Here is a 25,063-nt window from a genome sequence, read left to right on the forward strand (position 1 = left end):
CTGCAGGAGCGAGGCTTGCCCGCGAAGGCGGCTTCAAATTCAGGACATCACTTGATGACACACCACAACGACGTGCTGATCGTCGGCGCCGGCATTCTCGGCCTGTCCCACGCCTACGCCGCCGCCAGACGCGGTCTGAAGGTCACGGTTTTCGAACGCAGCGAAACCCCCTTGGGCGCCTCGGTCCGCAACTTCGGCCAGGCCCTCGTCACCGGCCAACCCCCGGGCCCGATGCTCGAACTGGCCAGGGCCAGCCGCGAGATCTGGGGCCAATGGGCACAACTGGCCGGGTTGCAACTCAAGCGCAACGGCTCGTATTTGTTCGCTCGCAGCGAAGCCGAAGAACACCTGCTCGAAGCCTTCTGCACTGGCCGCGCCGTGGAATACGGTTACCGCGTCGACCTGCTGCGCGGTGCTGCCTTGCGCGATCTCTACGGCGGTCAGTTCCGCCATCACCGCGCGGCGTTGCACGGCCTGGACGATCAGCAACTGTATTCCCGTGAAGCGATTCCGACGTTGATCGACTACTTGCGCCGCGAGCTCGGCGTCGCGTTTCACTTCTCTACCCTGGTGCGCGATATCGAGCCGGGTCGCCTGCGCAGCACGGCCGGCACGTTCAGCGCCGATCAGATCATCGTCTGCTCCGGGCACGATTATCAGACCTTGCTGGCCGAGCCGATCGCCGCGCTCAACCCGCAAATCTGCCGCCTGCAAATGCTCCGCGCCCGGCCGCAGATCAACCTCAACCTGCAACACGCATTGCTCACCGGTTTGAGTTGCGTGCATTACGGCGCCTTCGCCGATCTGCCGGAAGCGGCGGCGGTGCAGGCGCAGATTCTGCGCGAGGAGCCACACTTGCATGAAAACGGCATCCACCTGCTGATCAGCCCGACGCCTTACGGTGAGTTGATCATCGGCGACTCCCACCATTACGGCCGCGATCCATCGCCGTTCAATGCCGAGCAGGTCGATGACTGGATGATCGGACTCGCTGAACAAACCCTGGGGTGCAAGGTGCAGGTGGTCGAGCGCTGGCAGGGCGTCTATGGTTCACGGGGGCCGGGGCCGTTCTCGTTCCTGCTCCCGATGCCGGGTGTGAGCGTGGCGCTGATGCACACCGGTGTCGGCATGAGCGTCGGCCCGGCGCTGGCCGAACGTAACGTCGCCACCTTATTGGGAGAGCATTGATGGACAGCAATGAGCAAGTGATCGCCGAGGTGTTTGGGCTGTACGAACGCTTTGGCGACAGCGATTACATCGGCGAGCCGGTGTCGCAGATCGAACACATGTCCCAGGCGGCTGAGTTGGCCATGGCCGAGGGCTTTGATGATGAAGTCGTGCTGGCCGCGTTCTTCCATGACATCGGGCATATCTGTGGCGGGAGCGCCGAGAACATGGGTGGTTTTGGTGTGGTCAGCCACGAACGTCTGGGCGCCGATTACTTGCGTCGGGCCGGTTTCAGCGAGCGCCTGGCGCGGCTGGTGGAATACCACGTTCAGGCCAAGCGTTATCTGACGCTTAAAGAGCCCGGGTACTACGAGCGATTGAGCGAAGCCAGCCGCCGGACCCTGGAATACCAGGGTGGGGTGATGACCGCGGAAGAGGCTGAAGCCTTCGAGAAGGATCCGTTATGCAAGGCCAGTTTGCGGATGCGCCAGTGGGATGAACAGGCCAAGGACATGGGCGTGCCGGTGATGGATCTGGGTGTGTTGAAGGATAAGGCGTTGCGGCTGTTGGCTGCGTAATAGCTCGAAACCGGGTCGCTGCCATCGCGAGCAGGCTCGCTCCCACAGGGGAACGCATTCCAATGTGGGAGCGAGCCTGCTCGCGAAGGGGCCAGCCCGGACACCCCAATAACCAAGGTTTACAACTGCTGCGCCAACACCTCAACCTGCTCTTGCCGTTCCGCCTGACTCAACTTCGCCTGCGGATTCAGCGACGACCACTGCGGATGCGCCCGGGCCTTGTTCAGGGCTTCGGGCAGTTTGCCTTCGCGCCAGGTCTTGTCCTGTGGCGTGGCCACCTGGATGCTGTCCATCGCCGCATGCCCACGGGCATTCAGCGCTTGCAGCAATTGGCGCTGACGCAAGGCCAACAGCCTCAACACGCTGTCGTCGACCGTCAGTTCTCGCTGACCTCTGATCTTGCCCATTAACCGGCTGCCATAACTGCGGGCGGTTTGCAGGGCGCCGCCGGCAATGGCGCCGGCCAGTGCCGCCGCGCCGAGGGTCAGGCCGCCCACCAGTAAATCAACCCCGGCACCGGCCGCCGCGCCGGCCGCGATGCCACCGCCGACCCGCACACCCAATTGCTTGAGGGTTTCCGGGTTGAACAAATCATCGCCCCAGCGGCCATCGAGCAGCGGCAGTTCACTGGCCGCCGCGTCCTGTGGGCGGAAGGCATAGAGTTTGAGCAAACCTTCGACGCAGCGCTGTTCCCGTTGGCGAACGGCTTTGCGCAGTTCGCTGATCGCCTGTTGTTCCTGCTCCGCGTCGCTGACCACGCTGCGCCGGCACGCGGCGCAATCGATCAGCAACTCGGCAATCAATCGCGCCGCACTCTGTTGGCGAGCCAGGCGTTGAGCCTGTTGATCGGCGATCAGGCGCTCCAATTGTTCGCGGGAGTTTTCCAGCAGCAAGGCGAGGCTTTCATAGAGTCGACGTTCGCCATCTTCGGGCGGTGCAACGCTGTCGAAACGCACCAGGGCATGCAGGCCCAAGCGTGCCAGGGCTTCACGCCAATCCGGCTCGCGATGGTTGGCGCTGCTGACGAAATTCAGCACCGGCAGCAGCGGTTTGCCGCAACTGGCCAACACTTCCAGTTCGTCGCGGTACTTGGCCAGGACCGGCTCCCGGGCGTCGATCACATAGAGGCCGGCGTCCGAGGCGAGCAATTGGCGCAGTACTTTGGCTTCCTGTTCAAAGCGCTGCCGGGCTTCGCTGCCGTCGAGGAATCGGGCCAACCGTGCCGGGCCGTCGAGGCGTTCGCCGGGACGTTCCAGGCGCTCGAGGTAGTCGAGCAGGGCGATGGCGTCTTCGAGGCCGGGCGTGTCGTAGAGATCGAGCAACGGCTCGCCGTCCACCGACAACCGCGCGCCTTCGACATGGCGGGTGGTGCTGGGGCGATGGGACACGTCACCGAAACCGACGTCCCGGGTGAGCGTGCGCAGCAACGAGGTTTTGCCGACATTGGTGTGGCCGACCACGGCCAGCTTCAAGGGCGCTTTCCAGGCATTAGTCATGGCCGGTCTCCAGCCAGTTCACGGGCGCGCAATCGGCGAACGGCAGGTCCAGCTGTTGCAGCGCTACGTGCCAGTCGCCGAGACGTTCGGCATCCAGTGCTTCGCCGGGCGGCGCTTGCAGCAGCCAGACACGGGTGGCAGCGGCATTGCGCGCCAGTTCGGCGATCAGGGCCAGGCTGCCACGGTCGGGCGAACGTCGCGGATCGCAGGCAATCGCCAGGCGTGCCGGAGGGAAACGACTCAACTGTTCAAGCAGTTTGTTGCGCGATTCGCGACTGTCGAGGATGCCGGCGTTGTTCACGGTTTTCGGCAGTTGCGGCGGCCACGGGCGTTGATCGTCCAGCTCGATGGCCACCAGCAACGCGCCGTCGCTTTGCTGCTCACTGACGCCGCTTTCGACACGATGCAGTTGCGCAGGCGCGGCATCACTGATGCCGAGGCGTTCGCTGGTGGGCATCAGCCGTTCGCGCAATTGGGCGTAACCGGGCAGGTTCAAATCCAGGCGCAAAGCGGCTTGGCCGGAGGTCCAGCGCCAGCGGCAGAACAGCATCAGCAACAAACGCGGCAACACCCCGTAGACCAGCAACACGCCCACCAGCCAAGCGGCCCAGGCCTGACGAGCGCTTTCGATGTTCAGCGCGGCATCGCCACTGGCGCGGATCATCTCCACGCTGGGCACGCTGAAACCGAGCAAGGCCGGCAGGGCGCCGAGAGTTTGGGTCATGGCGACGAAGGTGTCGCCGCGCAGAATGGTGGTTTCCCAGACAAAGCCGTAGCGCCGGGTCGCCATCAGCATCAGCACGATAACCAGCGCACTGAGCAACGCCAGCAACCACAAGCCGTTGACCAGCACGCCGATCGCCCAGCGATTGAGTTTGCGTCGCTGCAATAACAGCAGCAGGGCGGGTGCCAGTTGCGCGGCTTTGGCATCACGAGCGAGTTTTTCGCTGAGCCACAGCCATAAACGTCCAAGGCTGGCACCGTGCTCACCGGCAAACACCAGGCCCAACGCCCAGCTCAGCAGCAGAATCAGATTGAGCCCAAGCAGACTGCCCAGGGCCCAGAACACATTTACCGGGGTCTGGCCATCACCCAGTGCGGCAAACGCCAGGCCAGCACCGCTGACGATGGACAGCACCGCCATGACGATCAGCGCCAGTCGCGCGCCTTGCAGCCAATGCTTGAGGGCGTCGGACAAACCGTCGCGCTCGGCCAGCCACACGGCACGGCGCTGAATTCGCGTCGGCAAGTCGCCGCCGGCGCTGCGGGCCAGCCGGTTGGCTTCCAGATCCTCCAGGGGGCCGGCGTGTTCTTCACGCAGGCGCACCGTCTCGGTCAGCCAGAGGTTTTGCAGTGGAGTCAGTTCAGTCACGCGGCATCCCGTCGCTCAAATGAGCTGTGAGCATAACCGCTGTGGCGCTTATCGGGGTACGGGAGGCTCTGGTATCCTCGCCGGCATGACTAAATCACTCCCCCTCAGCCTGATCGCAGCCCTCGGTGAAAACCGTGTGATCGGCGTCGACAACAGCATGCCCTGGCACTTGCCGGGGGACTTCAAATACTTCAAGGCCACCACCCTCGGCAAACCGATCATCATGGGTCGCAAGACCTGGGATTCCCTCGGCCGGCCGCTGCCGGGCCGATTGAACATCGTGGTCAGCCGTCAGGCGGATCTGGTGTTGGAAGGCGCGGAGGTTTATCCGTCGCTGGAGGCGGCCGTGGTTCGCGCGCAGGAATGGGCGAACGAGCAGGGCGTCGATGAGGTGATGCTGATTGGCGGCGCGCAATTGTATGCGCAGGGGATGGCGCAGGCGGATCGGTTGTATCTGACCCGAGTGGCGTTGAGCCCGGAAGGGGATGCGTGGTTTCCGGAGTTTGATTTGGGGCAGTGGACATTGGTGTCCAACACCCAGAATCCGGCTGAAGGCGACAAACCAGCGTACGACTTTGAAGTCTGGGAGAAAGTCTAAAAACTTCGCGGGCAAGCCTCGCTCCTACAGGGTTTGTGTCGATCGCGAAAATTGCGTACGACACAAATCCTGGTAGGAGCGAGGCTTGCCCGCGAAGAGGCCAGCTCAGACGCTAAAAAACTTAAGCGTGCGCCAACTCCGCATGCTCATCGGCATCCAGCAGTGCTTTATCCGTCTGCTGCATGATCTGGCTGGTAATCGCCCCGGCCGTGATCGAACCACTCACGTTCAACGCCGTGCGGCCCATATCGATCAGCGGCTCAACCGAAATCAGCAACGCCACCAATGACACCGGCAAACCCATCGCCGGCAGCACGATCAGCGCGGCAAACGTCGCACCGCCGCCCACGCCCGCCACACCGGCCGAACTCAAGGTCACAATCGCCACCAGCGTCGCGATCCACAGCGGGTCCAGCGGGTTGATGCCGACAGTCGGCGCCACCATCACCGCCAACATCGCCGGGTACAGACCGGCACAGCCATTCTGGCCAATGGTCGCGCCGAACGACGCGGCGAAACTGGCGATGGATTGCGGGATGCCCAGGCGGCTGGTCTGCGCTTCGATGCTCAGTGGAATCGTCGCGGCGCTGGAGCGGCTAGTGAACGCGAACGTCAGCACCGGCCAGATCTTGCGGAAGAACCGCAGCGGGTTGATCCCGGCCGCCGACACCAACAGGCCATGGACCACAAACATCAGGCCCAGGCCGATGTAGGAAACCACCACGAAACTGCCGAGCTTGATGATGTCTTGCAGGTTGGAACCGGCGACCACTTTGGTCATCAGCGCCAATACGCCGTAGGGGGTCAGCTTCATCACCAGACGCACCAGACGCATCACCCAGGCTTGCAGGGTGTCGATGGCGTTGATCACTTTCTGACCTTTCTCGACGTCATCCTTGAGCAGTTGCAGCGCCGCGACACCGAGGAACGCGGCGAAGATCACCACGCTGATGATCGACGTCGGCTTGGCGCGAGCGAGGTCGGCGAACGGGTTTTGCGGAATGAACGACAGCAGCAGCTGCGGCACATTCAGGTCGGCAACCTTGCCGGCATAGTCGGTCTGGATGGTTTGCAGGCGAGCCATTTCCTGGGTGCCGGCGATCAGGCCTTCGGCGGTCAGGCCGAACAGGTTGGTCAAGCCGATACCGATCAGCGCCGCAATGGCCGTGGTGAACAGCAGCGTGCCGATGGTCAGGAAGCTGATCTTGCCCAGCGACGAGGCGTTGTGCAGACGGGCCACGGCGCTGAGGATCGAGGCGAACACCAGCGGGATGACGATCATTTGCAGCAACTGAACGTACCCGTTGCCCACCAGATCGAACCAGCTGATCGAGGCTTTCAGCACCGGGTTGCCGGCACCGTAAATCGTGTGCAAGGCGACACCGAAGACCACGCCCAATACCAACGCGAGCAGGACTTTTTTCGCCAGGCTCCAGGTGGTGTGGCGGGTTTGCGCGAGGCCAAACAGTAACGCGAGGAACACCAGCAGATTGAGGATCAGCGGCAGATTCATGAGAACTCCGAAAGTGACTTGTGCCAGCCACCTTCCGGGGCAGCTGCGAACCGGCAAGCCTAACAGCTTGATTTACAATGAATTAATATCAAAAAAGTCTGATAGCTGTCGTTTTTGGAATAAGCCGGTGTCGCTGTCGGGGATGCACTTGACGCGAAAGGGACGTGTGCGGTCGCTAGTGGACGAGAGTTGTCACACTTATTTGTTAGCGTCGATATCTTTGGATCAGGGAGAAACCGCCGATGAAGCTCGCACCAAAATTTCTCGCAGCAGTACTCTGTCTTGGCCTCGCCGGCCAGGTCTTCGCCACGGATTTGAAGCACTGGCCAGCCGATCAGGCCAAGGCGCTGGACGCGATGATTGCAGCCAACGCGAACAAAGGTAACTACGCGGTGTTCGACATGGACAACACCAGTTACCGCTACGATCTCGAAGAGTCGTTGCTGCCGTACATGGAAAGCAAAGGCCTGATCACCCGCGAGAAACTCGACCCCTCCCTGAAACTGATCCCGTTCAAGGACACCGCCGACCATAAGGAAAGCCTGTTCAGCTACTACTATCGCCTCTGCGAACTCGACGACATGGTGTGCTATCCATGGGTCGCGCAAGTGTTCTCCGGTTTCACCCTCCAGGAACTCAAAGGCTACGTCGATGAGCTGATGGCCTTGGACAAGCCAGTGCCGGCGACCTATTACGAAGGCGATGTGGTCAAGAACCTCGACGTCAACCCGCCGAAAATCTTCACCGGTCAGAAAGAGCTCTACAACAAGCTGATGGAGAACGGCATCGAGGTCTACGTGATGACCGCCGCCTCGGAAGAACTGGTGCGCATGGTCGCTTCCGATCCGAAGTACGGCTACAACGTCAAACCGCAAAACGTCATTGGTGTGAGCCTGCTGCTCAAGGACCCGAAGTCCGGTGAATTGACCACGGCGCGTAAGCAAATCACTGCGGGCAAGTATGACGAGAAGGCCAACCTTGGCCTCGAACTGACCCCGTACCTGTGGACCCCGGCGACCTGGATGGCGGGTAAGCAAGCGGCGATCCTGACCTACATCGATGAATGGAAAAAACCGGTGCCCGTCGGCGGCGACACCCCGACCAGCGACGGTTTCATGCTGTTCCACAGCGTCGACGTGGCCAAGGGCGGCATTCACTTGTGGATCAACCGCAAGGACAAATACATGACCCAGATTAACGGCATGATGGCCAAGCACGCAGCGGCCCAGGCCAAGGAAGGGTTGCCGGTGACGGCGGACAAGAACTGGGTGATCGTGAAACCGGAGGAAATCCAGTAAGCGCCAAAAATCCAATGTAGGAGTGAGCCTGCTCGCGATAGCGCAGTGTCAGACGACATCAATGGTGACAGACATAACGCTATCGCGAGCAGGCTCACTCCTACAGTTGATCTCCAGTGTTCGGGGGATCGTGGTCAAAAAAATGCCCCGCACTTGGCGGGGCATTTTTTGTTCGACGGTTAAGCCTTACAGCCCGTCGAGCATTGCCTTGTTACGCACGGCACCCTTGTCGGCGCTGGTCGCCAGCAGGGCGTAGGCCTTCAGTGCAGTGGTCACCTTGCGTGGACGTTTTTCCACAGGCTTCCAGCCTTTCTGATCCTGCTCGGCACGGCGGCCGGCCATTTCTTCGTCGCTGATCAACAGATTGATCGAGCGGTTCGGAATGTCGATCAGCACCTTGTCACCGTCCTGCACCAGACCAATCGCGCCGCCTGCAGCGGCTTCCGGCGAAGCATGACCGATGGACAGGCCCGAGGTGCCGCCGGAGAAGCGGCCGTCGGTGAGCAGGGCGCAGGCTTTGCCCAGGCCTTTGGATTTCAGGTACGACGTCGGATAGAGCATTTCCTGCATGCCCGGGCCGCCTTTCGGACCTTCGTAACGGATGATCACGATGTCGCCGGCCTTCACTTCGTCGGCGAGGATGCCGCGAACGGCGCTGTCCTGGCTTTCGAAGATCTTCGCGTTGCCTTCGAAGACGTGGATCGATTCGTCGACGCCGGCGGTTTTCACCACACAGCCGTCCAGTGCGATGTTGCCGTAGAGAACGGCCAGGCCGCCTTCTTTCGAATATGCATGCTCAACACTGCGGATGCAGCCATTTTCACGGTCGTCGTCCAGGGTTTCCCAACGGGTCGACTGGCTGAATGCGGTTTGCGTCGGGATGCCCGCCGGGCCGGCTTTGAAGAAGTGATGCACGGCTTCATCGTCGGTCTGGGTGATGTCCCACTTGGCGATGCCTTCGGCCAGGGTCTTGCTGTGCACGGTCGGCAGGTCGGTGTGCAACAGGCCGCCACGGGCCAGCGAGCCGAGGATGCTGAAGATCCCGCCAGCGCGGTGCACGTCTTCCATATGGTATTTCTGGATATTCGGAGCGACTTTGCACAGTTGCGGCACGAATCGGGACAGGCGGTCGATGTCGCGCAGGTCGAACTCCATCTCGGCTTCCTGGGCGGCGGCCAGCAAGTGCAGGATGGTGTTGGTAGAGCCGCCCATGGCGATGTCCAAGGTCATGGCGTTTTCGAACGCCTTGAAGTTGGCGATGTTGCGCGGCAGTACCGACTCATCGTTCTCGCCGTAGTAACGCTTGCACAGCTCGACGATGGTACGGCCGGCCTGCAGGAACAGCTGTTCGCGATCACTGTGGGTCGCCAGGGTCGAACCGTTGCCCGGCAACGCCAATCCGAGGGCTTCGACCAGGCAGTTCATCGAGTTGGCGGTGAACATGCCGGAGCACGAGCCGCAGGTCGGGCAGGCGCTGCGCTCGTACTCGGCGACTTTCTCGTCAGAAGCGCTGGAGTCGGCGGCGATGACCATGGCGTCTACCAGGTCGAGGCCGTGGGAGGCCAGTTTGGTCTTGCCGGCTTCCATCGGGCCGCCGGAAACGAAGATCACCGGGATGTTCAGGCGCAGGGCGGCCATCAGCATGCCAGGGGTGATCTTGTCGCAGTTGGAGATGCAGACGATGGCGTCGGCGCAGTGGGCGTTGACCATGTATTCGACGGAGTCGGCGATGATCTCGCGGCTCGGCAGCGAATAGAGCATGCCGTCGTGGCCCATGGCGATGCCGTCATCCACGGCGATGGTGTTGAATTCTTTTGCCACACCGCCAGCGCGTTCGATTTCGCGGGCGACCAGTTGGCCCAGGTCCTTGAGGTGGACGTGGCCCGGTACGAACTGGGTGAACGAGTTGGCAATGGCGATGATCGGCTTTTTGAAGTCGTCATCTTTCATCCCCGTGGCGCGCCACAGTGCGCGGGCGCCGGCCATGTTGCGGCCGTGGGTGGATGTTTTCGAGCGGTAATCAGGCATGAAGCACTCCGGGCGGCTAATCAGGTATCAAAAGGGAAGTGAGCTTCTATTGACGTCTGGAACACCCAGAAATGGCCGTGTGTCCGGAAGTTGCCGATAACTTTGCGGGATCGCCGCGCGCTTCAGCTTGAGCTCATAAACCCGCCGGGGGATGACTGGCGATGAATGTCGCGATTCTACACGGCTGGCGTCAGGAGGGAATGCCGGGAAGCGTTGATCCGGCGCTGACACAACGTGCGGGATGACGACTGGCAGGTTTCAGCCCGCCTTCAGCGCCAGATGCCGTCGTGTAATCAAGACATTCAGGCCAAGGCCCGTAGCACTCAAGCTCAGGAAACACAGGGCTAGTGCCGTGGTCAGGTCTTCGGAGGCAAGGTTGATCACTACGCTGATCACACCGCCGCACATGAAAATCAGCACGCCGCCTACCGAGGTCGAGGTTCCGGCATTCCGGGGGTAGAGACTCATGGCTTTGGAGTTGGCGATGGGCCGGGCAATGGTGGTGCCTGCCGTACAAATCAACATGGGTATCAGCACCGCTGCCGCAGAGAGCCCGAACTGTTCCGCCAACCACAGCATGACCAGCCCTGACAAAGCGATCAGCCCCAGGCCAATGACTATTTGTGTGTTGGCCTGCAGGTACCGATGCAGCGCGCTGGCGACAATCCCGCCAAACACATAAGCCACGCCATACAGCAGCAACGCCCAGGCAAATGCGTAAGGCGACAGCGCCAGCCGCTCCATGAAAATGATCGGTGAAATGACGATGAACGAGAAATGGCAGGCAAAAGCCAAGGCTGAAATCAACCAATACCCCATGAAGCGCAAATCCGAACACAGCCGCCAATAGGCGCTGAAAAAACGTTCAGGTGCCGTGGTATGAAGGTGAGGGTTTTCCCTGAGCAGAAAGAAGGCTTTAAGCCAGACAATGACGGCCAGGCTGATAAACACATAAAAGCTGCCCTGCCAGCCTAGCTGCAATTGCAACCACGTCCCCAGCAGCGGCGAAATCGAAATGAATACCCCGCCGCCGGTCACCATCCAGATTCTGATTCGCTCCTGTTCCTTGCCGACGAACAGATCCTGAACCAACGCCTGTGACAGGACGAATGACCCGCAACCAACGGCCTGGATCACCCGGAAGAACAAAAACCAGCTGTATTCGCTGGACACCACACACCCTGTCGCTCCCACCACCGCAATTGCGATACCGGCCAGCAGTAGTTTCTTGCGTCCCCACAAATCCGACAATGGTCCGACCAACACCACGGACAACGCCAGGCCAATGGCGAACACGCTCACGGACAGGGCGATGTCGGACGGTGAGGTCCGAAAGTAGTCAGAAAGATCGGGAAAGGAGGGGAGCACCACATCCAGGGGAAAGACGCCGAGCAGCGTCATGGTCATCAACAGAATGACCATGGCACGTTGTTCGCTCCGGGCTACCTGTTTTCCGTCATTCATCGAACAGCCCTGCCCTGGAGAAAAGTTGGCGATTGGCAGGCAGATCGAAGAACCCGGCTTTTTTCATTGCGTTGAGCGTGGCACCAGCACTCGATCGGACGCGCAGGCGCTGTGCTTGCGAGCCGGTCAGATCCCCAAGGATCTGCGCGACAGACGCTTCACTCAGGCCGGCGCTGCGCAGGCTTTCCCCAAGCCAGCGTTCATCTATCTCAAAGAAAATCAGCAGGATTTCCGCGAGCGACCTCGCGGTGAACGTGCGTTGGCCGCAGTTCAATTGCACCCACAGATGGTGGAATACTTCGCAAAAGTAGCGACTGTGACGCGCTTCGTCGGCCAGGTGATCCCTGAGCATTTCCTGAACACTGCTCACCAGCGTGTCACGGCAAACGTCGAGCAGTTCCTTGGCGATAATCGTTTCCGAGACGAAGCCGACGAGAAACCACGCCAGTGCCTTGTGCTTGTCCGGTGTGCGATCGAGCAGGGCGTTCAGCCGGGCTATCCGGTGGGGCACGACCGGGCGATCTGTCATGTCGTAAATATCGGCAATCTGCTCGGCGAGGCTGTTGGAAAACAGTGCGTGATAAGCCTCATCCGTATAGAGCTGCAGCGCGGCGGTTTTCATCCGTGGGGGGATGGATACCCCCAGTTCATTGTGGACGATGGTTTCCACGGAACGGTTGACGATGCGGTGTTCCAGCAGGGTGGTGTAGTCGAGGAAATACACCAGATGGTTGGCGGACAGGCGATGAGTGATTGCTCTGCCTGCTGCTTTGATTGCCGGATGATTCAGGTAGGGCAGAAATTCCGGCGCAAACCAGTGGCGGGTTTCCAGTTGCCGTTTCAGGTCCGGCGGCAATTGGTAGGTGTGTTCGCTGATCCGCACCGAGGCTCGGGTGTTCCAGTCTCCAAGGGTGAAGCGATGGGCCCATGAGGCAGAGGCTGACGCGGGGTCGATGAGGGGCTCGGTCATTGTTCCGCCCCCCGACTGCTCAGCAGTGCTTTCAATTCCTTGCACATCACTTGCCCGTCGCTCTGGCCGCAGCCGACAAAGAACAGCGGTTGCTCTGCGCTGTTCTCAAGTCCCAGCAGCGCTTCGACCTGGTCGTCCGTCAATGCACCGGTCAGCCAGGTGTTCAATCCCAATGAGGTGGCCGCCAGTTGAAAGGTCTGGGAAATATGACCGGCCTCGACGTAGGCCATTCGGTAGGCCCGCGAGTGTTCATATTTCCACCACAGCTTGTCGAATCGGCTGGTGATGAACAGGCCTGCGGGCAGGTTATTGATGAAGTGTTGTCCGCACATCAGTTGCCCTAAAGGTTGGGGAGGCAGCGGATTAACCAGACTCAGCGCGTGCCCGGTGGGGTGATAGGCGTAGACACCGGGTGGCAGGCCGCTGACGTTTTGCACCAGCAGAAAGCCTTCGCAGGCATTCAGTCCGCCTCCGGACGGGCTGCTGCGCCGGGCGCCGAGACCTTCGACGATGCTTTCGTCGACGTCGTTTTCGCGCTCATGCAGATAGCCGAGGGACAGGTACAGCAATGTACTGACGGCTTCGAGGGAAACGGCTTCACCCGTGAAGGTGCGGCAGGTTTTCCGATTGACCAGGGCGTTTGCCAGGGAATCTTCCGGCAGGCAGGAAGGTTTTGGCAGGGTAATCAGCTCGCATCCCAGGCGTTCCGAGCGCCTGGCTTTCGGCGAGGGCGTGCTCAGGACGTCGCTGCAATGATCAAGGTATTGTTTTGACCATTCATTGATATTTTGCGGAACGTGTTCGCACGGAATGTTCTTGGTGCCGATATGGAATATCTTCGACAGTTCGTCCCAGCCCCAGTCTGTAGTATCTGTTATTGCAGTTGTCAGTATTCCAGCGTCAAGTAGCTGGGTGTCAATTGTATTGCGTTCGTTGAACTTTTCGGGGTTGTCGATAAGTTCTGCCAGTCGGGTTGAGTACTTCAGGTTCAGTTCAAACTGTTTGTGATTCTTGTAATCCCAGACTATTTGACCGGGCGTGCGTGGAAGTATGAATAAATGAGGACTGATCTGCATGATGGGCGGTTCGCTCTGGGCAATGCCATAGAAAACGCTGGGTAGCCGGCACTCCCCAGCGTCTCATTTACTTAGCGGGCTTTAGGGGCGACCAGGAAAGCCAGGTTGGCGATGCTGTTAGCTTCCAGAGTAATTGCTTTCATTTGGAACTCCTTGTAATTGAAAGTAAGAGTCACTTCGTGGTGACACGCTCAATCATAGAGTGTAATGAGCGCTTATCAAGGCGATATTGGGTAGGAAACTTCCAGTAATTTCGTCGGATCGATCTTGGGCATGAACAAGTTTTGTCAGTTGAATGCTGAATAGTGAAAGGCGCAGGGAAACGTCCTGCAAGTCCGTAGGATCGCAAGTGTAGGAAGTTTGAACGGAATTCAATAACAGATAATAAAACGGGGAGCCCTCTGGCTCCCTGTCAAACCGGTGTCATCAGCTGTTTGGCAGCAACCGGCAGGTGATGCTCTTGATGTAGCGGGTTTCGGCGATGGCCGGGTGGACCGGGTGGTCCGGGCCCTGACCGCCGCGCTCAAGCATCTGGATGTTGCGGTCCAGGTGGCGGGCGCTGGTCAGCAGGATGTTCTGCAGATCGTCTTCCGGCAGGTGCATCGAGCACGACGCGCTGACCAGGATGCCGTCCTTGCTGAGCAGGCGCATGGCTTGCTCGTTCAGGCGGCGGTAGGCGCCTTCACCGTTCTTCATGTCTTTCTTGCGCTTGATGAAGGCGGGTGGATCGGCAACGATCACGTCGAAGCGTTCTTCGCTGGCTTTCAGCTCTTTCAAGGCTTCGAACACGTCGCCTTCGATGCAGGTCATTTTTTCGGCGAAACCGTTCAGCGCGGCGTTGCGCTCGACGCCGTCGAGGGCGAAGGCCGACGCGTCGACGCAGAACACTTCACTGGCGCCGAACGCGGCCGCTTGCACACCCCAGCCGCCGATGTAGCTGTACAGGTCCAGCACGCGTTTGCCTTTGGCATAAGGCGCCAGGCGTGCGCGGTTCATGCGGTGGTCGTAGAACCAGCCGGTTTTCTGGCCCTGGATGACCGGTGCTTCGAACTTCACGCCGTTTTCTTCCAGCGCGACCCACTCCGGCACCAGGCCGAACACGGTTTCGACATAACGGTTGAGGCCTTCGGCGTCACGGGCAGCGGAGTCATTCTTGAACAGAATGCCGCTTGGCTTGAGCACTTGGGTCAGCGCCGCGATCACGTCTTCTTTATGGGCTTCCATGGTCGCCGAAGCGATCTGCACCACCAGGATGTCGCCGAAGCGGTCGACCACCAGGCCTGGCAGCAAATCGGAGTCGCCGTAGACCAGGCGATAGAACGGCTTGTCGAACAGGCGATCACGCAGGGACAAGGCAACGTTCAGGCGATGGACCAGTAGCGACTTGTCCAGCGGCAACTTGATGTCGCGCGACAGCAGACGGGCGCAGATCAGGTTGTTCGGGCTCATGGCCACGATGCCCAGCGTCTTGCCGCCGGCGGCTTCGAGGATCGCCTGGTCGCCGGCTTGAAAACCGTGCAAAGGGGTCGCCGCTACATCGATTTCGTTGCTATAGACCCACAAGTGGCCGTTTCGCAGGCGACGGTCGGCGTTGGCTTTGAGGCGCAGGCTAGGCAGGGACATGACGTCGCTCCGGAAAAAAGAGCGGGAGTATAGCGTGTTGAGGCTTGCGGCGGGCCGGGCGGGCGATGAAACGCTGATGGACTCCTCGCGGGCAAGCCTCGCTCCTGCTGGATCGTGTGAATCTGCAGGCGCGAGGCTTGCCCGCGAAAGCGATGTCGATGGCTATGCAGAAATGAAACATTTCGCCAATGTGTCGGCCGGTGTGTCGGATCCAACTTTATAAAGGTTAGAATCGCCCCCTGGCCCAGAGTGTGTACTTATGTCCCAAGAGCTGACTTCCGAACAGATTCAACAGTCCCTGCAAGGCATCAGCGTGCCTGCCCAGCCGCAAATCATGGTGGATTTGCAGATGGAGCAGTACATGCCCGACCCGGACCTGGAAGTGATCGCGAAGCTGATCTCCCAGGACCCAGGGCTCTCTGGTGCCTTGCTGAAGATCGTCAACTCGCCGTATTACGGCTTGAGCAACAAGATCGCCTCGATCCAGCGTGCGGTGAACCTGCTGGGCAGCCGCTCGATCATCAACCTGATCAACGCGCAGTCGATCAAGGGCGAGATGAACGACGACACCATCGTCACCCTGAACCGGTTCTGGGATACGGCTCAGGACGTGGCGATGACCTGCCTGACGCTGGCCAAGCGCATCGGCGCCCAGGCCGGCGACGAAGCGTACGCGTTGGGTCTGTTCCACGACTGCGGGGTGCCGCTGATGCTGCAACGGTTCCCCAACTATATGACTGTTCTGGAAGAGGCCTACGCCAACGCCAGTGCCGAATGTCGGGTGGTCGACACCGAGAACCGGGTGTTCAACACCAACCACGCGGTGGTCGGTTATTACACGGCCAAGTCCTGGCGCCTGCCGGAGCATGTCACCGCCGCGATCGCCAATCACCACAACGCCCTGGCGATCTTCAGCGACGAATCTTCGCGCAACGCTCAGCTCAAGAACCTGCTGGCGATCCTGAAGATGGCCGAGCACATTTGTGCGTCCTACCGGGTGTTGGGTAATCAGACCGAAGACCATGAGTGGAACAGCATCGGGCATCTGGTGCTCGATTATGTCGGCCTCTCGGACTACGACTTCGAGACCCTCAAGCAAACGATTCGTGACCTCGGCGCCCACCGCTGAACATCGGCTGCTGCATTTATTCGAGCGCCCTGATTCGAGAACACCATGCCTGAACTGCCGGAAGTCGAAACCACCCGCCGCGGGATTGCGCCGCACCTGGAAGGCCAGCGCGTCAGCCGGGTGATCGTGCGTGACCGCCGATTGCGCTGGCCGATTCCTGAAGACCTCGATGTGCGCCTGTCCGGCCAGCGCATCGTGCTGGTGGAGCGCCGCGCCAAGTACCTGCTGATCAATGCTGAAGTGGGCACGCTGATCAGTCACTTGGGTATGTCGGGCAACCTGCGATTGGTTGAAGTCGGTATGCCGGCGGCCAAGCATGAGCATGTGGACATCGAACTCGAGTCCGGCCTGGCCCTGCGCTATACCGACCCGCGCCGGTTTGGTGCGATGCTCTGGAGTCTCGATCCGCTCAACCACGAACTGTTGATTCGCCTGGGGCCGGAGCCGTTGACCGACCTGTTTGATGGCGATCGCTTGTTTCAGCAGTCCCGCGGACGATCCATGGCGGTCAAGCCGTTCATCATGGATAACGCGGTGGTGGTCGGCGTCGGCAACATCTACGCGACCGAAGCCCTGTTCGCCGCCGGCATCGACCCGCGTCGCGAGGCCAAGAGCATTTCCCGGGCGCGCTATTTGAAGCTGGCGATCGAGATCAAACGCATTCTGGCCGCGGCCATTGAGCGGGGCGGTACGACGCTGCGGGACTTTATCGGCGGCGACGGTCAGCCGGGGTATTTCCAGCAGGAATTGTTTGTCTACGGCCGGGGCAGTGAGCCCTGCAAAGTCTGTGGCACTGAACTACGCGAAGTGAAACTGGGGCAGCGCGCCAGCGTCTTTTGCCCACGCTGCCAGAGCTGATACGTGCGACGGTCTATAGTCAGTGTTCTCACTGCCTAGCCGAAGGACCGCGCCATGAATTCGTTTCGAACCCTTGTTGTTGCGCTGCTGCTGAGCGTCGGTGCGCCCGCGCTGGCGGCCAGCAGCGGCAGCGGTGATCCGCGTTACACCATCCAGAATCCCCCGGCCTACGCCATGCTCGGTGACTTGCTGATCGCCAGACCGTTGCTGGTAGTGGCGACGGTGATCGGTGCCGGGGCGTTTGTGGTGTCGTTGCCGTTCACGGCCTTGGGCGGCGGCATTGGCGATGCGGGACAGGCGCTGGTGGTTGATCCGGCGAAAGCCGCATTTGTGCGGTGCCTGGGGTGTATCGGGGAGGGGTTTGAGCAGCGGGAGTGAATCAGTTACATGTTCGGTGTACCTGATGGCTTCATCGCGAGCAGGCTCACTCCCACAGTTGATTTGTGTTGTGAATCAAATGATGTGAGCACCACAAACCCACTGTGGGAGCGAGCCTGCTCGCGATGAGGCCGGCACAGGCACTACAAAAATGCCTGCCTCAAGCCTTCCCGGTAATAATCCGATATTTCGCCATCAACTGCTCTTCAGTCTCCGGATGCGCTTCATCCAGCGGAATGCAATCCACCGGGCACACTTGCTGGCACTGAGGTTCGTCGTAGTGGCCGACGCACTGCGTGCACAGGTTCGGGTCGATCACGTAGATCTCTTCGCCTTGGGAAATAGCGGCGTTCGGGCACTCGGGTTCGCAGACGTCGCAGTTGATGCAATCGTCGGTGATGATCAGGGACATGCTAACTCCAGCCAGGGCGGACGGCCCGGGCGCAATAAACCAATGCGCGCAATTGTGCCGCATTGGCGCCCGCAGTGCACGCGGGCGCCGCTTGAGCGGTCGTTACTTCTTGAAGCGTTCGGTGAGGGCATCCGCCACCGCAGGGTGGACGAACTTGGTGATATCGCCGCCCAACGCTGCGATTTCACGGACCAGCGTCGAGGAAATGAACGAATAACGCTCGGACGGTGTGAGAAACAGACTTTCCACATCCGGTGCCAGTTGGCGGTTCATGTTGGCCAGCTGGAATTCGTATTCGAAGTCCGACACCGCGCGCAAACCACGCAGGAACACGTTGGCGTTCTTCTCTTTGGCGAAATGCGCCAACAGCGTCGAGAAGCCGACGACTTCAACGTTGGGCAGATGTTTAGTGACCTCGCGGGCCAGCTCCACACGTTGTTCCAGGGGAAACAACGGGTTTTTCTTCGGGCTGGCAGCGACGGCGATGATCACATGATCGAACAGGCGCGCGGCGCGTTCGACCAAGTCGCCATGGCCCTTGGTAATAGGGTCGAAGGTACCTGGGTACAACACTCGGTTCATCGCGTCGTCCTGGCGGGAGTCCGTTGGGGAGTCGGATGGTATCGCAGCCTTCCCGGTCGGCCAAGTCGCCTGTTGGGTAAGAAAGCACTATAGACGATTGGAATATTCTCCGTTTTCATGGGTTTTTCAAACGTTCGGCCAGAGAAGTCGCCAGTTGCGCCGTCAATCCGTAGACCGACAATTGCGGGTTTGCGCCAATGCTGGTGGGGAACAGCGAGCCATCGTGGATCGACAGATTGCTGATCTGGTGATGCCGGCCAAGGCTGTCGGTCACGGCGTTTTTCGGATCTTCACCCATGGCACAACCGCCCATCACATGAGCGCTGCCCAGGCGGGTGCGATACAACTCAAGGCTCAAACCGTCGATCAACGTGCGCGCTTCGGCCAGGGTTTTCACGTAGCGCGCGTCGGCGTGCATCGGCATGACCGCGTTGGCGCCGCCGGCGAACTGGATCTCGGCCATGCTGTGAAAGGCCCGGCGCAAGCCGTCCCAGGCGTAGGGTGAAACTTGATAGTCGAGCACCGGCGTGTTGTCGCCGCGCAATTCGACACTGCCGCCGGGGCTGTCCGGGTGGAAACCATCGCGCAACAGCGCCAGCATCGCGTGGGTGTGGGGCAGATTTTCCATGTGCCCGGCGTTTTCCTTGCCAAAACCGCCGAGCAGGGTGGAGGCCAGCGCCGGGTGCAGTGGCGGCACCTCCAGTTTGTAGGACATCTTGCCGGTGGTGCCGTCCTGCCATTGGAAGTGGTCGGAATAGATCGACTGCGGCGCACCGTAGAACGGGTTGATCACCTCATCGAACAGCCCGGCGGACATGTTCACCAGGTGCAGGAATGTGCGTTTGCCCAGCCGCTGGTGCGGATCGGGCGCCTCCGAGCGCAGGAGCAGCGCCGGGCTGTTGATCCCGCCGCCCGCCAGCACGTAATGCCGCGCCTTGACCGTGATCGTACGTCCGGTAGGTGCGACGCAACGGTCGTCCATCGCCACACATTGCAGGCCCGTGACCTTGCCGTCCTTGATCGAGAGCGTTTCGGCGCGGGCCAGATACAGCAGCTCGCCGCCTTTTTCCAGGGTCGCGGGGATGGTCGTGACCATCATCGACTGCTTGGCGTTGGTCGGGCAGCCCATGCCGCAATAGCCAAGGTTCCAGCACCCGCGCACGTTGCGCGGGATCACATGCCAGGTGTAGCCGAGCTGCTCACAGCCTTTGCGGATCACGTCGTTGTTGGCGTTGGGCGGCACCATCCAGGGCGCAACGCCCAGGCGCTGTTCCATTTTCTCGAACCAAGGCGCCATCTCGGCCGGGCTGTGGCCTTTGACGTTGTGTTCCCTGGCCCAATGCTCAAGCGTCGGGTCGGGCGTGCGAAAGCTCGATGTCCAGTTGATCAGCGTGGTGCCGCCCACCGCGCGGCCCTGGAGGATGGTGATCGCGCCGTCCTTGCTCATGCGGCCGATGCCTTCCTGATAGAGGCTGGTGTAGGCCTGGTCTTCGAGCATCTTGAAGTCGCTGCTGGTCTTGAGCGGGCCTTCTTCGATCAGCAACACCTTGTAGCCGGCGGCGCTGAGAATTTCCGCGGTGGTCCCGCCGCCCGCGCCGCTGCCGATGATTGCCACGTCCGCGTCCAGGGTCAGGTCCTGGGTCAGTTGCGAGCCGTTGTAGGTTTTCCAGCCACGGGCCATGCCTTCGCGGAACGGGTCGGGTACGGGCATCTTCGGGTTCTCTAGTTGTTATGGTTTTGGATGCAGTGGTGTTCATGAGGATGCCTTCGCGGGCAAGCCTCGCTCCTACAGAACCGCGTAAGCCCTTGTAGGAGCGAGGCTTGCCCGCGAAGGGGTCGACCCAGTCTTAAACGACAGGCGGCCCCGGATACCCGCAATGCACCCACGATTCCGCGCGGCTGTACCACGCCATCATCACCAGTTGCAGCAACGAGCTGTGCCCCATGCGCAACAGGTTCAACGAGCTGTTTTCCCAGCGATCGAGAAAGTGCCGGATCTCATCGGCACTGGCGTTTTCCCAGCTGCCCCAGATCCCGGTCAGCGGCCCGCGGGTCACCGCCATCCCCAGCACGTCGAACAATTGCCGAGTGAGCTTGAGCATTTCCGGCGACAGGTGATTCAGGCCGTTATCCAGGGTTTTCAGGGTGCCATCGACGGCGGCCGGCATTTTTTCGGCGGCCACGGCGCCTTCGAGCATTACCGGGACCAATGCCCGCAGAAACAACAGATCGCCGCTGCGCAGGGTCGCGAAACCGTTAGCCGGGATGCTCGATGAGCAGCCGCTGAGGCTCGCGCCCAATCCGGCCGTGGCCAGGAAAGCACTCGCGCCGAGGCTGAATTTAAGCAGGCCGCGCCGCGACAGCGCGGGTGTATCGGACAGGCTTGGGCTCATTATTGTTATTACCCGAGGGTGCGATTGTTAGCGGATAAACAGCTTCTGAATCAGTTTCTGAATGGATTTTCCATAGGGCGGGTAAATCAGCTTCGCCGCGTTGAAGCGCTGCTTGATCAGCACGCCTTTGGCCTTGCTGAAGGTCAGGAAACCCTCGTGGCCGTGGTAATGGCCCATGCCCGAGGCGCCGATACCACCGAACGGCATATCGTCCTGCGCCACGTGCAGCAAGGTGTCGTTGAGGCAAACACCGCCGGAATGGGTTTCGTGGAGTACACGATTTTGTTCGTGCTTGTCGTAGCCGAAGTAATACAGCGCCAGCGGACGAGGTCGTTGATTGATGTAGGCAAACGCCTGATCAAGCGTCTTGTACGGCACGATCGGCAGCAGCGGGCCGAAGATTTCATCCTGCATCACGGTCATGTCGTCGCTGACGTTGAGCAGCACGCTATGACCCATGCGCCGGCCCTGGCCCTGATCGAACAGCGGAATCAGCAGCGCGCCCTTGCTGGTGGCGTCGCTGACGTAGTTATTGAGTCGCGCCAGTTGCCGGTCATTGATGATTGCCGTGTAGTCCGGGTTGTCGGCCAGTGTCGGATAAAACCCGCGAACCGCGTGGCGATAGGCTTCGACGAAAGCGCCGATACGATCTTCCGGTACCAGCACGTAGTCCGGGGCCACGCAGGTTTGCCCGGCATTGAGCGTCTTGCCGAACGCGATGCGTTCGGCGGCGTCCTTGAGCGGCACGTCGAGGGACACAATGGCCGGGGATTTGCCACCCAGCTCAAGGGTCACCGGCGTCAGGTTCTCGGCTGCCGCGCGCATCACGTGCTTGCCGATGCTGGTGGCACCGGTAAACAGCAGGTGATCGAAACGCAGTCGGGAAAACGCGACACCGATATCGGCTTCGCCCAGCACCACGCAGACCAGGTCTTGCGGGAAGATCCGGCCCAGCAGTTCCTTGAGCAGCAAGCCGGTGGCGGGGGTCGACTCACTGAGTTTGAGCATCACCCGATTGCCCGCCGACAACGCACCCACCAGCGGCCCGATAGCCAGATAAAGCGGGTAGTTCCACGGCACGATCACGCCGATCACGCCCAGCGGCTGGTAAACCACTTTCGCCGAAGCCGGCTGAAACGCGATACCGACCTTGCGCCGCGAGGCCTTCATCCAGCCTTTGAGGTGCTGACTGGCGTAGTGAATGCCGTGCAGGCTCGGCATCAGTTCGGCGAGCAGGGTTTCATCGGCGCTGCGGTGGCTGAAATCCTGGCTGATCGCATCGATCAAGGACTGGCGTTCGTTGCTCAGCAGATCACGCAGGGCTTTGAGCCATTGCTGGCGCTGGGCGGCCGGTGGCATCGGGTTGGCCGCATACGCCGCACGCTGCGCATCGAACAGGGCCTGAAGCTCGTCCAGCGGCTGTTGCAGGTTCTGCAGATAAGCGATGTCGGCGGTCATGATCAGCTCCGGTTTTTGTTGTAATGAGGCACGTTTTAGAGTCTAAGCTCTATAAAGTCAAATGGCATCCTGGCGCAGCATTGTTTTATCCACTCGCCGATAGGTCGTAAGATGCCTGCCAACGCACTCTGAATTAAAGCTCAAGCCATGGCCCCTCGGATCAAAACCAGCGAGCGCATCGTGCAGAACAGCCTGGAGCTGTTTAATCAACAGGGCGAGCGCAGCATCAGCACCAACCACATTGCTGCCCACATGGAGATTTCTCCGGGCAACCTGTACTACCACTTCCCCAACAAGCAGGCGATCATCGCCGTGCTGTTCAGTGAGTACGAAAGCCTGGTGGACAGCTTCCTGCGCCCGCCCCAGGGCCGAGCGTCCACGGTGGAAGACAAACGCTTCTACCTTCAGGAACTGCTGGCGGCGATGTGGCGCTATCGGTTTTTGCATCGCGATCTTGAGCATTTGCTCGACAGCGATCCCGAACTGGCTGCCCGTTATCGGCGTTTCTCCCAGCGCTGCCTGATCCATGGCACCCACATCTACGCCGCCTTCGTCGACGCCGGCATCCTGAAAATGGACAAAGTCCAGATCGAATCCCTGACGCTCAATGCCTGGATCATCCTGACGTCCTGGGTGCGTTTTCTGTGCACCACGCGGGAAAACTCCAATCACTTGAGTGAGCAGGCGATTAAACGTGGGGTGTATCAGGTGCTGGTGCTTGAGGCCGGTTTCGTCACGGAACAGTCTCGCGACGCAGTCAACGCGCTGTACGAAGAGTTTTACGTGCCACTGGCCCAGGCGCTGGAAGAAGTGCAGTAGGATTCAAGACCGACTTAATCACAGGAGCCCGTTATGCCCATTGCGCAACTGATCAGCCCGCAAGCGTTGGACCTGAAAAAGGATGCACCTGGGCTGGTGATTCTGGATTGTCGTTTTGCCCTTGAAGACCCAGATTACGGCCAGCGTAGTTATGCCGAAGGGCATATCGCCGGGTCGAGCTTTGCCGATCTTGAGCGTGATTTGAGCGGGACAGTGGTCAAGGGTGTGACCGGGCGCCATCCGTTGCCTGAGCCTGAAGAGTTGATCGAGCGTCTGCAAGCCTGGGGCATCAACGCCGACAGCGAAGTGGTTTTGTACGATGACGGCCCCGGTGCCTACGCGGCGCGGGCCTGGTGGTTGCTGGTCTGGCTGGGCAAGCGTGACGGCGTGTTTATTCTCGATGGCGGGCTCAAGGCCTGGCACGCCGCCGGGTTGCCGCTGAGCCTGGATGCGTGCGACACCCCGCGCGGCACCTTTACCGGGACGCCGGACGACGCGCTGATCTTGAGCGCAGAACAGCTTCAAAAACGTCTCGGCCACCCCACGCTGACCTTGCTCGATGCTCGCGCCTTGCCGCGTTTCAAGGGCGAAGTCGAACCGATCGACCCGGTTGCCGGGCACATCCCCGGTGCGCAATGCGCAGCCTTCACCGAGAACCTGGGCAGTGACGGACGTTTCCTGCCGGCCGATCAGCTCAAGCAGCGCTTTGCCGCGAAACTCGGCGATCGTGCGCCGACCGATCTGGTGGCGTATTGCGGATCCGGCGTGACGGCGTGCCATAACCTGTTCGCGCTGTGCCTGGCGGGTTATCCGTTGGGCTCGTTGTATGCCGGGTCGTGGAGCGAGTGGATCAACGATCCTGCGCACGGCATCGCCATCGGCGAATAAACGCTGCTCTCCTGTAGGAGCGAGCCTGCTCGCGATGGTGGCGGGTCAGTCAACATCAGTGCTGACTGACCCGCCGCCATCGCGAGCAGGCTCGCTCCCACTTTTGGACCTGTGTCGAGCTCAACTTCCTGATAATTGCCGGGCGCTGCGATACGCCCCCGGCCCAACCCCGTAAACCTGCTTGAACTGCCGACTCAGATGACTCTGGTCGGCAAACCCCAATTGCATCGCGACCTCCAGCGGCAAACATCCGTTCTGCAACAGCGCCCTTGCCTGCGCGATGCGTTGCTGCATCAGCCAGGTATGCGGCGGCATGCCCGTGGCGCGGCGAAAGACCCGGGCAAAGTGGAACGGTGAAAGGTTGACCAGTGCCGCCAGTTCTTCTAGCGAGGGCGGCGCCGCCAATTGTGCATGCAGCACATCCTTGGCCCGCGTGACTGCGCGGTGCTCCTTGCCGGGTTTGCCGGCGATCGGCACGGCGGCGTGACGTTGTAGTAGCAACAGCATCATCTCGCGCCAGACCATTTGCTGTTGCAAGGCGGTGGACGGACTTTCCAGCAAGCGATGCAGTTGGCAGAAACCCTTCACTAGGTCCGGGTCGCGATACAACGTCGCGCCAAACCCCGGCAGGTTGTTGGTCGGCAGCTCAAGTTCGTCCAGCAGCGAGAGAATCTGCCCGCTGTCCGGATAAAACGCCCGGTACAACCAGCCATCCTCCGTCCCTTTGTGGCCGGTGTGCAGTTCATCAGGATTGATCAACACCAGCGTGCCGCTGCCGGCCAGGTGCTCGGCGCCGCGATAACGGTAGCGCTGGGCGCCGGCCATGATCATGCCGATCACATAACCGTCATGCACGTGGGGCGCGAAGCGATGTTCGATGTAGCGCGCGGACAATAACTCGACGCCGGCCAATGGCGCCGTTTGCCAGAATCGGATCGACTCGCCTTGGTCGGCATCCATGGC

Annotated in this window: 24 protein-coding genes; 10 read left to right on the forward strand and 14 right to left on the reverse strand. The window is 60.6% G+C overall.

Going from position 1 to position 25,063, the window contains the following annotated elements; translation table 11 throughout:
- Positions 1–54 precede the first annotated feature (54 nt).
- Both AC1ROI_RS07020 and AC1ROI_RS07025 read left to right on the forward strand, forming a co-directional pair.
- Positions 55–1,188 (forward strand): TIGR03364 family FAD-dependent oxidoreductase, encoded by a 1,134-nt coding sequence (locus AC1ROI_RS07020; RefSeq protein ID WP_102595080.1) that lies wholly within the window; start codon positions 55–57, stop codon positions 1,186–1,188.
- Positions 1,188–1,745, forward strand: a complete 558-nt coding sequence (locus AC1ROI_RS07025; protein ID WP_010466760.1) for a phosphonate degradation HD-domain oxygenase — start codon at positions 1,188–1,190, stop codon at positions 1,743–1,745. Before AC1ROI_RS07020 ends, AC1ROI_RS07025 begins: the two co-directional genes overlap by 1 nt.
- Positions 1,746–1,864: 119 nt before the next feature.
- Here the strand turns inward: AC1ROI_RS07025 and AC1ROI_RS07030 are convergent, their stop codons facing one another.
- Complete coding sequence (locus AC1ROI_RS07030) at positions 1,865–3,241, reverse strand: GTPase/DUF3482 domain-containing protein (protein WP_010466762.1); 1,377 nt, start codon at positions 3,239–3,241, stop codon at positions 1,865–1,867.
- The gene (locus AC1ROI_RS07035; protein ID WP_102595081.1) at positions 3,234–4,613 is read right to left on the reverse strand and encodes a DUF2868 domain-containing protein; all 1,380 of its coding nucleotides are present in this window, start codon (positions 4,611–4,613) and stop codon (positions 3,234–3,236) included. Before AC1ROI_RS07035 ends, AC1ROI_RS07030 begins: the two co-directional genes overlap by 8 nt.
- An 85-nt stretch (positions 4,614–4,698) precedes the next feature.
- On the opposite strand from AC1ROI_RS07035, the gene AC1ROI_RS07040 reads away from it, so the two are divergent.
- Positions 4,699–5,211 carry a dihydrofolate reductase gene (locus AC1ROI_RS07040; protein WP_102595082.1) on the forward strand — a complete coding sequence of 171 codons (513 nt, stop codon included), beginning with the start codon at positions 4,699–4,701 and terminating at the stop codon, positions 5,209–5,211.
- Positions 5,212–5,332: 121 nt separating this feature from the next.
- On the opposite strand, the gene AC1ROI_RS07045 is transcribed toward AC1ROI_RS07040, so the two are convergent.
- A complete protein-coding gene (locus AC1ROI_RS07045; RefSeq protein WP_102595083.1) occupies positions 5,333–6,724 on the reverse strand; it encodes an L-cystine transporter in 1,392 nt (463 codons plus the stop codon).
- Positions 6,725–6,966: 242 nt separating this feature from the next.
- Here AC1ROI_RS07045 and AC1ROI_RS07050 point away from each other — a divergent pair, with 242 nt between their 5' ends.
- Complete coding sequence (locus tag AC1ROI_RS07050; protein ID WP_102595084.1) at positions 6,967–8,022, forward strand: HAD family hydrolase; 1,056 nt, start codon at positions 6,967–6,969, stop codon at positions 8,020–8,022.
- 186 nt (positions 8,023–8,208) lie between these two features.
- Here the strand turns inward: AC1ROI_RS07050 and ilvD are convergent, their stop codons facing one another.
- From ilvD to AC1ROI_RS07075, 5 genes are all read right to left on the reverse strand, one after another.
- Complete coding sequence (gene ilvD / locus AC1ROI_RS07055) at positions 8,209–10,050, reverse strand: dihydroxy-acid dehydratase (RefSeq protein WP_010466773.1); 1,842 nt, start codon at positions 10,048–10,050, stop codon at positions 8,209–8,211.
- Between the two features lie 258 nt (positions 10,051–10,308).
- Positions 10,309–11,514, reverse strand: a complete 1,206-nt coding sequence (locus AC1ROI_RS07060) for an MFS transporter (RefSeq protein ID WP_102595085.1) — start codon at positions 11,512–11,514, stop codon at positions 10,309–10,311.
- Positions 11,507–12,484, reverse strand: coding sequence for a diiron oxygenase (locus tag AC1ROI_RS07065; RefSeq protein WP_077747209.1), 978 nt, complete (start codon positions 12,482–12,484; stop codon positions 11,507–11,509). The genes AC1ROI_RS07060 and AC1ROI_RS07065 overlap by 8 nt, the downstream gene beginning before the upstream one ends.
- Positions 12,481–13,560, reverse strand: coding sequence for a SagB family peptide dehydrogenase (locus tag AC1ROI_RS07070; protein WP_102595086.1), 1,080 nt, complete (start codon positions 13,558–13,560; stop codon positions 12,481–12,483). Before AC1ROI_RS07070 ends, AC1ROI_RS07065 begins: the two co-directional genes overlap by 4 nt.
- 426 nt (positions 13,561–13,986) lie before the next feature.
- On the reverse strand, positions 13,987–15,183 hold the full coding sequence (locus tag AC1ROI_RS07075; protein ID WP_003195152.1) for a class I SAM-dependent rRNA methyltransferase: 1,197 nt from the start codon (positions 15,181–15,183) through the stop codon (positions 13,987–13,989).
- Between AC1ROI_RS07075 and AC1ROI_RS07080 the strand changes: the two genes are divergently transcribed.
- The 4 genes from AC1ROI_RS07080 to AC1ROI_RS07095 all read left to right on the forward strand — a co-directional run bounded on the left by AC1ROI_RS07080 (position 15,182) and on the right by AC1ROI_RS07095 (position 17,548).
- Positions 15,182–15,406 (forward strand): hypothetical protein, encoded by a 225-nt coding sequence (locus AC1ROI_RS07080; protein WP_102650749.1) that lies wholly within the window; start codon positions 15,182–15,184, stop codon positions 15,404–15,406. The two genes, AC1ROI_RS07075 and AC1ROI_RS07080, sit on opposite strands and share 2 nt — an antisense overlap.
- 90 nt (positions 15,407–15,496) lie before the next feature.
- Positions 15,497–16,312: an HDOD domain-containing protein gene (locus AC1ROI_RS07085; protein ID WP_169857237.1), complete on the forward strand. Its 816-nt coding sequence runs from the start codon at positions 15,497–15,499 to the stop codon at positions 16,310–16,312.
- A 45-nt stretch (positions 16,313–16,357) separates the two neighbouring features.
- Positions 16,358–17,170 (forward strand): bifunctional DNA-formamidopyrimidine glycosylase/DNA-(apurinic or apyrimidinic site) lyase, encoded by an 813-nt coding sequence (mutM, locus tag AC1ROI_RS07090; RefSeq protein WP_010466788.1) that lies wholly within the window; start codon positions 16,358–16,360, stop codon positions 17,168–17,170.
- Positions 17,171–17,224: 54 nt separating this feature from the next.
- Entirely contained in the window at positions 17,225–17,548 is a 324-nt protein-coding gene (locus AC1ROI_RS07095) for a multidrug transporter (protein ID WP_010466790.1), read from the forward strand.
- Positions 17,549–17,708: 160 nt separating this feature from the next.
- Here AC1ROI_RS07095 and AC1ROI_RS07100 read toward each other — a convergent pair whose 3' ends face one another.
- The 5 genes from AC1ROI_RS07100 to AC1ROI_RS07120 form a co-directional block, all read right to left on the reverse strand.
- Entirely contained in the window at positions 17,709–17,960 is a 252-nt protein-coding gene (locus tag AC1ROI_RS07100; protein WP_010466792.1) for a YfhL family 4Fe-4S dicluster ferredoxin, read from the reverse strand.
- Positions 17,961–18,062: 102 nt separating this feature from the next.
- Entirely contained in the window at positions 18,063–18,542 is a 480-nt protein-coding gene (gene coaD / locus AC1ROI_RS07105; RefSeq protein ID WP_007945531.1) for a pantetheine-phosphate adenylyltransferase, read from the reverse strand.
- A 115-nt stretch (positions 18,543–18,657) separates the two neighbouring features.
- Positions 18,658–20,253, reverse strand: a complete 1,596-nt coding sequence (locus tag AC1ROI_RS07110; protein WP_077747214.1) for a GMC family oxidoreductase — start codon at positions 20,251–20,253, stop codon at positions 18,658–18,660.
- A gap of 136 nt (positions 20,254–20,389) precedes the next feature.
- Complete coding sequence (locus tag AC1ROI_RS07115) at positions 20,390–20,935, reverse strand: twin-arginine translocation pathway signal protein (protein ID WP_102595087.1); 546 nt, start codon at positions 20,933–20,935, stop codon at positions 20,390–20,392.
- A gap of 27 nt (positions 20,936–20,962) precedes the next feature.
- Complete coding sequence (locus AC1ROI_RS07120; RefSeq protein WP_102595088.1) at positions 20,963–22,393, reverse strand: coniferyl aldehyde dehydrogenase; 1,431 nt, start codon at positions 22,391–22,393, stop codon at positions 20,963–20,965.
- A gap of 147 nt (positions 22,394–22,540) precedes the next feature.
- On the opposite strand from AC1ROI_RS07120, the gene AC1ROI_RS07125 reads away from it, so the two are divergent.
- Together AC1ROI_RS07125 and AC1ROI_RS07130 are read left to right on the forward strand one after the other, a co-directional pair.
- Positions 22,541–23,212 carry a TetR/AcrR family transcriptional regulator gene (locus AC1ROI_RS07125; RefSeq protein WP_010466800.1) on the forward strand — a complete coding sequence of 224 codons (672 nt, stop codon included), beginning with the start codon at positions 22,541–22,543 and terminating at the stop codon, positions 23,210–23,212.
- 33 nt (positions 23,213–23,245) lie between these two features.
- Complete coding sequence (locus AC1ROI_RS07130) at positions 23,246–24,100, forward strand: sulfurtransferase (protein ID WP_102595089.1); 855 nt, start codon at positions 23,246–23,248, stop codon at positions 24,098–24,100.
- 120 nt (positions 24,101–24,220) lie between these two features.
- Here AC1ROI_RS07130 and AC1ROI_RS07135 read toward each other — a convergent pair whose 3' ends face one another.
- The gene (locus tag AC1ROI_RS07135; RefSeq protein WP_102594540.1) at positions 24,221–25,060 is read right to left on the reverse strand and encodes an AraC family transcriptional regulator; all 840 of its coding nucleotides are present in this window, start codon (positions 25,058–25,060) and stop codon (positions 24,221–24,223) included.
- Between the last annotated feature and the right edge of the window lie 3 nt (positions 25,061–25,063).

This window comes from Pseudomonas sp. GW823-FHT02C02 (assembly GCF_058797635.1).

Coding starts and splice junctions, on each gene's coding strand:
- coaD (WP_007945531.1), bottom strand. CDS start 18,542: ATGAACCGAGTGTTGTACCCAGGTACCTTCGACCCTATTACCAAGGGC.
- AC1ROI_RS07135 (WP_102594540.1), bottom strand. CDS start 25,060: ATGGATGCCGACCAAGGCGAGTCGATCCGATTCTGGCAAACGGCGCCA.
- AC1ROI_RS07065 (WP_077747209.1), bottom strand. CDS start 12,484: ATGACCGAGCCCCTCATCGACCCCGCGTCAGCCTCTGCCTCATGGGCC.
- ilvD (WP_010466773.1), bottom strand. CDS start 10,050: ATGCCTGATTACCGCTCGAAAACATCCACCCACGGCCGCAACATGGCC.
- AC1ROI_RS07070 (WP_102595086.1), bottom strand. CDS start 13,560: ATGCAGATCAGTCCTCATTTATTCATACTTCCACGCACGCCCGGTCAA.
- AC1ROI_RS07050 (WP_102595084.1), top strand. CDS start 6,967: ATGAAGCTCGCACCAAAATTTCTCGCAGCAGTACTCTGTCTTGGCCTC.
- AC1ROI_RS07100 (WP_010466792.1), bottom strand. CDS start 17,960: ATGTCCCTGATCATCACCGACGATTGCATCAACTGCGACGTCTGCGAA.
- AC1ROI_RS07060 (WP_102595085.1), bottom strand. CDS start 11,514: ATGAATGACGGAAAACAGGTAGCCCGGAGCGAACAACGTGCCATGGTC.
- AC1ROI_RS07040 (WP_102595082.1), top strand. CDS start 4,699: ATGACTAAATCACTCCCCCTCAGCCTGATCGCAGCCCTCGGTGAAAAC.
- AC1ROI_RS07025 (WP_010466760.1), top strand. CDS start 1,188: ATGGACAGCAATGAGCAAGTGATCGCCGAGGTGTTTGGGCTGTACGAA.
- AC1ROI_RS07120 (WP_102595088.1), bottom strand. CDS start 22,393: ATGACCGCCGACATCGCTTATCTGCAGAACCTGCAACAGCCGCTGGAC.
- AC1ROI_RS07045 (WP_102595083.1), bottom strand. CDS start 6,724: ATGAATCTGCCGCTGATCCTCAATCTGCTGGTGTTCCTCGCGTTACTG.
- AC1ROI_RS07095 (WP_010466790.1), top strand. CDS start 17,225: ATGAATTCGTTTCGAACCCTTGTTGTTGCGCTGCTGCTGAGCGTCGGT.
- AC1ROI_RS07115 (WP_102595087.1), bottom strand. CDS start 20,935: ATGAGCCCAAGCCTGTCCGATACACCCGCGCTGTCGCGGCGCGGCCTG.
- AC1ROI_RS07075 (WP_003195152.1), bottom strand. CDS start 15,183: ATGTCCCTGCCTAGCCTGCGCCTCAAAGCCAACGCCGACCGTCGCCTG.
- mutM (WP_010466788.1), top strand. CDS start 16,358: ATGCCTGAACTGCCGGAAGTCGAAACCACCCGCCGCGGGATTGCGCCG.
- AC1ROI_RS07030 (WP_010466762.1), bottom strand. CDS start 3,241: ATGACTAATGCCTGGAAAGCGCCCTTGAAGCTGGCCGTGGTCGGCCAC.
- AC1ROI_RS07130 (WP_102595089.1), top strand. CDS start 23,246: ATGCCCATTGCGCAACTGATCAGCCCGCAAGCGTTGGACCTGAAAAAG.
- AC1ROI_RS07080 (WP_102650749.1), top strand. CDS start 15,182: ATGACGTCGCTCCGGAAAAAAGAGCGGGAGTATAGCGTGTTGAGGCTT.
- AC1ROI_RS07110 (WP_077747214.1), bottom strand. CDS start 20,253: ATGCCCGTACCCGACCCGTTCCGCGAAGGCATGGCCCGTGGCTGGAAA.
- AC1ROI_RS07125 (WP_010466800.1), top strand. CDS start 22,541: ATGGCCCCTCGGATCAAAACCAGCGAGCGCATCGTGCAGAACAGCCTG.
- AC1ROI_RS07020 (WP_102595080.1), top strand. CDS start 55: ATGACACACCACAACGACGTGCTGATCGTCGGCGCCGGCATTCTCGGC.